Annotated in this window: 6 protein-coding genes, 1 tRNA gene and 1 pseudogene; 4 read left to right on the top strand and 4 right to left on the bottom strand. The window is 37.3% G+C overall.

Translation table 11 applies throughout. The features are described 5' to 3' along the window. Positions 1 to 209 precede the first annotated feature (209 nt). Positions 210 to 282 (bottom strand) — tRNA-Met (locus IEV85_RS15120). 110 nt (positions 283 to 392) lie between these two features. Between IEV85_RS15120 and era the strand changes: the two are divergent. The 4 genes and pseudogenes from era to IEV85_RS15100 all read left to right on the top strand — a co-directional run. Then, a pseudogene (gene era, locus IEV85_RS15115) lies at positions 393 to 1,289 on the top strand (GTPase Era); the annotation flags it as partial. 86 nt (positions 1,290 to 1,375) lie between these two features. Continuing rightward, positions 1,376 to 1,732, top strand: a complete 357-nt coding sequence (locus IEV85_RS15110; RefSeq protein WP_188464859.1) for a four helix bundle protein — start codon at positions 1,376 to 1,378, stop codon at positions 1,730 to 1,732. Positions 1,733 to 1,814: 82 nt separating this feature from the next. Beyond that, the gene (gene der / locus IEV85_RS15105) at positions 1,815 to 3,119 is read left to right on the top strand and encodes a ribosome biogenesis GTPase Der (RefSeq protein WP_188464857.1); all 1,305 of its coding nucleotides are present in this window, start codon (positions 1,815 to 1,817) and stop codon (positions 3,117 to 3,119) included. Positions 3,120 to 3,188: 69 nt separating this feature from the next. Continuing rightward, positions 3,189 to 3,407: a hypothetical protein gene (locus tag IEV85_RS15100; protein WP_188464855.1), complete on the top strand. Its 219-nt coding sequence runs from the start codon at positions 3,189 to 3,191 to the stop codon at positions 3,405 to 3,407. 83 nt (positions 3,408 to 3,490) lie between these two features. Here IEV85_RS15100 and ilvA read toward each other — a convergent pair whose 3' ends face one another. The 3 genes from ilvA to ilvN all read right to left on the bottom strand — a co-directional run bounded on the left by ilvA (position 3,491) and on the right by ilvN (position 6,455). Continuing rightward, entirely contained in the window at positions 3,491 to 4,759 is a 1,269-nt protein-coding gene (gene ilvA, locus IEV85_RS15095) for a threonine ammonia-lyase (RefSeq protein ID WP_188464853.1), read from the bottom strand. 66 nt (positions 4,760 to 4,825) lie between these two features. Beyond that, complete coding sequence (ilvC, locus tag IEV85_RS15090) at positions 4,826 to 5,872, bottom strand: ketol-acid reductoisomerase (protein ID WP_188464851.1); 1,047 nt, start codon at positions 5,870 to 5,872, stop codon at positions 4,826 to 4,828. A 49-nt stretch (positions 5,873 to 5,921) separates the two neighbouring features. Then, on the bottom strand, positions 5,922 to 6,455 hold the full coding sequence (gene ilvN / locus IEV85_RS15085; protein WP_188464850.1) for an acetolactate synthase small subunit: 534 nt from the start codon (positions 6,453 to 6,455) through the stop codon (positions 5,922 to 5,924). Between the last annotated feature and the right edge of the window lie 4 nt (positions 6,456 to 6,459).

Here is a 6,459-nt window from a genome sequence, read left to right as displayed (position 1 = left end):
CATTTAATGCAAAGATCAAAGCCTTTAGAGCTCAGTTCAGAGGGGTCAAAAACGTAGCTTTCTTCCTCTATAGACTCTCAAGAATCTATGCTTGAAATTACTACTCCCCAACTTTTCGGGTTGATCCAACTTTTCGGGTTGATCCGCAAAAAACCAGGATAGTATAGATACAAAAAAGGTTAACCGTTTCCGATTAACCTTTTAAGTAGTAGCGAGAGCAGGACTCGAACCTGCGACCTTTGGGTTATGAGCCCAACGAGCTACCAACTGCTCCATCTCGCAATATAATTCGCTTCGGATTTCTACATCTTTTCACATAATATCTTGATGTTTCCCTCAAAAGGAATACAAAGGTAACACAAAGTTTCGAAAAATCAAGTACCTTTGCAAAGAAAATATTTTTAATGGAAGAAAAATCACATAAAGCAGGCTATGTCAGTATAGTTGGGAAACCAAACGTGGGGAAATCTACACTCATGAATGCCATGGTGGGTGAGAGGCTTTCCATTATAACTTCAAAAGCGCAAACAACCCGGCATCGCATTATGGGAATTTTGAGTGGAGAAGATTTTCAAATTGTATATTCTGATACTCCCGGCATTCTGAAGCCGCAGTACGAATTACATCAGTCTATGATGCGCTTTGTAAAAAGCTCTTTAGAGGATGCCGATGTGTTGCTTTTTGTAACAGATTTGTACGAAAAATATGAAGAAGGCGATACTTTGATCGATACCATTGCCAATACTGATATACCCACCATTTTGGTAATGAATAAAATTGATCAGGCGAAAGGAAGCCAGGCAGAAGATAAAATGAAATATTGGGCAGAGATTATAAAGCCTGATCATCAGATAATGATTTCTGCTTTAGAGCAGCTTAATATAAATGAACTCTTTACCATGCTGCTCGACTTAATGCCGGAGCACCCTGCGTATTTTCCTAAGGAGGAATTAACGGATAAGCCTGAAAAGTTTTTCGTGGAAGAAATTATCCGTGAGAAAATTTTTAAAAACTATAAAAAAGAAGTGCCTTACAGCTGTGAGGTAGTGGTCACTGAGTTTAAAGAAGATGAGAAAATAATCCGTATAAGAGCAGAAATTTATGTGGAAAGAAAATCTCAAAAGGGTATTATTATTGGAAAAGGTGGAGAAGCCATCAAGAAAGTAGGAATAGAGTCAAGAGCTGAGCTGGAAACATTTTTTGCCAAGCAGATCCATCTGGAAACCTTTGTTAAAGTAGAGCAGGATTGGCGTAAGAAAGACCTGAAGTTGAAGAGATTCGGATATTAACTAATTAGTAATTAGGAATTATATAATTAGGAATTAAAAACCTGCTAGTTTTGGTAGTAGGTTCGTATGTGAAACCCTTGTTATATATGAAATCTAACAATATTATTCAGGAAAAGAGTTATCAGTTTGCACTTGAGATAATTAAAGTGGCTCAATTGTTAAAGAAGGACACTCATTTTGAAATTTCTTCTCAGTTGTTAAAGGCAGGAACCTCTATAGGGGCAAATGTGGAAGAGGCCATTGGAGGTCAATCTAGAAGAGACTTTTTTTCTAAGCTAGCTATTTCTTATAAAGAATCCAGAGAGACGCATTATTGGTTGAGGTTGGTCAGAGACTCGGGCTTTTTGGAACTAAATCTGGCTGATGAAATGATTCTTAAGTGTGAAGAGATAATGAAAATAATAGGTTCTATACAAAAAACAATGAGAGAAAAAGGAATGTAAACTGGAAATTTAGGGTGTTATTCTCTTATTCAGTTTGAAAAATTCCTAATTGAACTAATTCATAATTCGAAATTAATTTAACATGTCAAATATAGTAGCAATAGTAGGTAGGCCAAATGTAGGAAAATCAACTTTTTTTAATCGACTAGTTGAGAAGAAGCAAGCCATAATGGATAATGAGTCCGGTGTAACGCGAGACAGGCAGTATGGTGAGGCTGAATGGAATGGTAAGAGATTTACTGTAATAGATACAGGAGGCTATGTTACAGGCTCTGAAGATATATTTGAATCGGAAATAAGGAAGCAGGTAAAAGAAGCACTTAATGAAGCTTCGGTAATCTTGTTTATGGTGGATTGCCATGCCGGCCTTACAGGCCTGGATAAGGATTTTGCCAAAATTGTGAGGGAAATTAGCAAACCTGTTTTTGTTGTGGCTAATAAAGCGGATACAGCAGAAAAAAGCTATACTATGGGAGAGTTCTACGCTTTAGGTTTTGATGAAGTATACCCTATTTCCTCTGCCAGTGGTTCCGGCACCGGAGAGATTTTAGATGAAGTGGTGAAAATTCTTGAGCCTGACCATGAAGATCCTTATGAAGGTGTACCGAGAATCGCTATTTTAGGAAGGCCTAATGCAGGAAAATCCTCCTTTCTGAATGCCTTGGTGGGAAGAGAGCGAACAATTGTTACTGACATTGCAGGAACTACAAGAGACTCCATCAACACTCATTATAAGTTGTACGGTAAGGATTTTATATTAACCGATACAGCCGGGCTTAGGAAGAAAACCAAAGTAAAAGACGATATTGAATTTTATTCTACGATAAGGGCCATCCAGTCATTGCAGGACAGCGATGTTTGTATTATTATGATTGATGCAGAAAGAGGTTTTGAGGCGCAGGATATGCAAATCATATCTTTAGCGCACAAATACAAGAAAGGTATTATGATCATGGTAAATAAATGGGATCTGATTGAGAAAGATGCTAAAACGCACGATAAATTCAAGAAAGAGATTGAGGAAAGGTTAGGTCCTTTAAGTTATATTCCTATCATTTTTACTTCTGTGCTTCAAAAGCAAAGGATTTTCCAGGCCATTGAATTAGCTATGAAAATTTGTGAAAGCAGGCATGATAAGGTGACTACCTCCGCACTTAACGAGGTGATGCTTAAAGAAATTGAGAATTATCCTCCACCTGCATTAAAGGGGAAACATATTAAAATCAAGTATGTGACGCAGTTGCCCACCTATACACCTTGTTTTGCTTTCTTCTGTAATTTACCACAATATATTAAACCACCCTATGAAAGATACCTCGAAAACAGGTTAAGAGCTAATTTTGACTTCGAAGGCGTTCCAATTAAACTGGTTTTTAGAAAAAAATAGTTTTTTATTTGATTATTGATTAAATATTTGCATACATTTGACTCTTTAAAAACCAAATCCGTTTAAACTATGAAAAAATTATTCACGTTGTTCACTATTGCTGCATTTGCATTTGCAGTAGTTGCTTGCGAAACTAAAAGCGAAAAAGAAGAAGCTTCTGATGCAATAGAAGAAGCTGCAGAAGAAACTGGTGATGCTATTGAAGAATCAGCAGAAGAAACTAAAGAAGAAATCAACGAAGCTGCTGACACTGTAATGAATGATACAGAAGAAGTAATCGAAGAATAATATTCTTTAATAACAATGAAGAGCCCTGAAATTTCAGGGCTTTTTTTTTGACTATAGTCTCTGCAAAGAGAATGTAGAGTGGCTTAAACCAGTAAATTCATTAAATACTCCTTATCATTTAAGTAGTCGCCATAAAACCCTGAAGCTTTCATTCTTGCCAGTAAAGAGTCAAAATCATTCTGATTCTTTAATTCAATGCCTACAACGGCAGCTCCTGTTTCTCTGGAATTTTTCTTTGTATACTCAAAATGAGTAATGTCATCATCAGGACCTAGGATCTGATTTACGAAGAGCTTTAATGCACCGGCACGCTGAGGGAATTTTACAATAAAGTAATGTTTTAAGCCTCTGTAAAGTAAAGCTCTTTCCTTAATTTCCTCCGTTCTGGTGATATCATTGTTGCTTCCGCTGATTACACACACCACATTTTTACCAGCTATTTCTTCCCGGTACTGCTCTAGAACTGCAATGGATAAAGCACCGGCAGGTTCCACCACAATTGCATCCTTATTATACATTTGCAATATAATTTCGCAGACTTTCCCTTCATCTACAGTTACTACCTCAGAAAGGTTTTTTCTACAGATTTCAAAGTTTAAGTCTCCTACTTTTTTTACAGCTGCCCCATCCACAAATTTTTCAATTTTTTCAAGTGCTGTGTTATGGCCAAGTTGTAACGAGTTTTTCATGGCAGGAGCCCCGGCAGGCTCTACACCGATAATTTTGGTATTGGGTGAAAAAGCTTTAAAAACAGTGCTTACTCCCGCAGATAAGCCACCGCCACCTACAGGAAGAAAGAGATAATCTATTTTATTATTAGCAGTTTGCTCCAATATTTCCAGGCCAACTGTTCCCTGGCCTTCAATTACTTTCGGATCATTAAAAGGATGGATAAATAATGCATTGGATTGCTCGCAATGATGCATTGCTGAGTTGTAAGCGTCATCAAAAGTATCTCCCGTTAAAACTATTTCAACATAATCTTCTCCAAACATTCTTACCTGTTCAACTTTTTGCTTAGGTGTAGGGGAGGGCATAAAAATGGTACCTTTCACTTCTAAAAGCTTGCAGGAAAAGGCTACTCCCTGCGCATGGTTTCCTGCACTTGCACAAACAATGCCCCTGCTAAGTTCATTGTTGCCCAGCGAACTAATTTTATTATAGGCACCTCTGATTTTGTAGGACCTTACAGTTTGTAAATCTTCTCTTTTAAACTGAATATTGGCATTAAACTCTTTAGAAAGTGCCATATTAGGTAGTAAAGGAGTGTATAAAGCTACTCCTTTAAGTTTTTCTGCAGCTTTTTCTATATCCTTTAAATCGGGATAGTATGTTGTGGTGGTGTCAAGCATTGAGTAAAATTTGAAGTAAATAATAAGGGAATGGATTTAAAATCAACCATTCCCTTAATAATCAGATTAAGCGTTTTCCGGTCTGAGTTTTCTTACTGCAGCACCTGCCTGCCACATTTCAGACTCCTGTAATTCTTTTAATTCTTTTTCAAGTTCTGTTCTGTAATTTTCTTTTTCATTAGCCGTAATTGTTAGCCTGGCCTCGTTTCCTGTGGCTACGCTGTCATACAACTCCTCAAAAACAGGTTTGACCGCGTCCCTGAATTTTTTCCACCAGTCTAAAGCACCTCTTTGGGCAGTGGTGGAGCAGTTGGCATACATCCAGTCCATACCATTTTCAGCTACTAAAGGATAAAGAGACTGAGTAGCTTCCTCAACTGTTTCATTAAAAGCTTCTGAAGGAGAGTGTCCTTTTGACCTTAATAAGTCATATTGAGCAGCAAATAAGCCCTGGATAGCGCCCATTAAGCTTCCTCTTTCACCGGTTAAATCACTATAAACTTCTTTTTTAAAGTTTGTTTCAAACAGGTAACCTGAACCTACACCTATTCCTAAAGCTACACATCTGTCATGAGCTTTCCCTGTAGCATCCTGGTGGATAGCAAAGCTGGAATTTAAACCTCTTCCTGCCACAAATAACCTTCGCAAACTGGTGCCTGATCCTTTGGGAGCTACTAAAATTACATCCACATCTTTTGGCGGAACAATGCCTGTTTGGTCAGCATAGGTTATTCCAAAACCGTGAGAAAAATACAAAGCTTTTCCAGGGGTAAGATGCTTTTTTACAGTTTCCCACTGAGCAATTTGACCTGCATCGGATAATAAATATTGAAGGATTGTACCTTTTTCAGCAGCTTCTTCCAATTCAAATAGAGTTTCGCCCGGCACCCAGCCATCTTCCACGGCTTTATCCCAGCTTTTAGAGCCTGAACGCTGGCCTACAATTACATTAATGCCGTTGTCTTTTAAGTTAAGCGCTTGTCCCGGCCCTTGTACTCCATAGCCTAAAACTGCAACAGTTTCATCTTTTAATACTTCCTGCGCTTTTTTTAAGGGGAATTCCTCTCTTGTTACTACGTTTTCTTCTACTGAACCAAATTTTAATTTTGCCATTGTTTTTTGTTTTGATATATAATGAATGATTTATTAATAAAAATTGATTTTAGAGTTTTGAGGCTTTCTCTACTTCTAAAAAATAATCCTGAAATTCCTTCATAGGTTTTGATATGGAAATACGTCCTGATCTGACAAATTCCAAAATGCCGTGAGGTTTTAATTGCTCAAAAAGTGCTTGAGTTTCTTCTTTGAAACCAGTTTTTTCAATAATGGTGAATTCTGGTTCTACTGCAAGAAGTCTTGCATGGTGTTTTCTTACAATCTGTTCAACCTCACGTGTTTGTGATAGTATATTAGTAGGCATTTTGTATAATGCTATTTCCTGATATACAATGTTTTTATTGGGATGATAGAAAGCTTTAAAAACATCAATTTGCTTCTCAATCTGTTTAACAATATTCTTAACCTTGCGTTCCTCTTCTGTTATTACTACAGTATACCTGTGAATTCCACTCACTTCACTTTCGGACGCATTAATGCTTTCAATATTAGAATGCCTTCTGGTAAAAATGGTGGTTATCCGGTGAAGTAAACCTATCAGGTTTTCAGTATAAATTGAGATAGTGAATTGTTCCTTCATGAGT

The sequence above is a fragment of the Marivirga lumbricoides genome, assembly GCF_014636295.1.
Lineage (GTDB): Bacteria > Bacteroidota > Bacteroidia > Cytophagales > Cyclobacteriaceae > Marivirga > Marivirga lumbricoides.
Note: the sequence above shows the minus strand (reverse complement) of the source record. Positions and strands in the feature narration are given on the sequence as shown.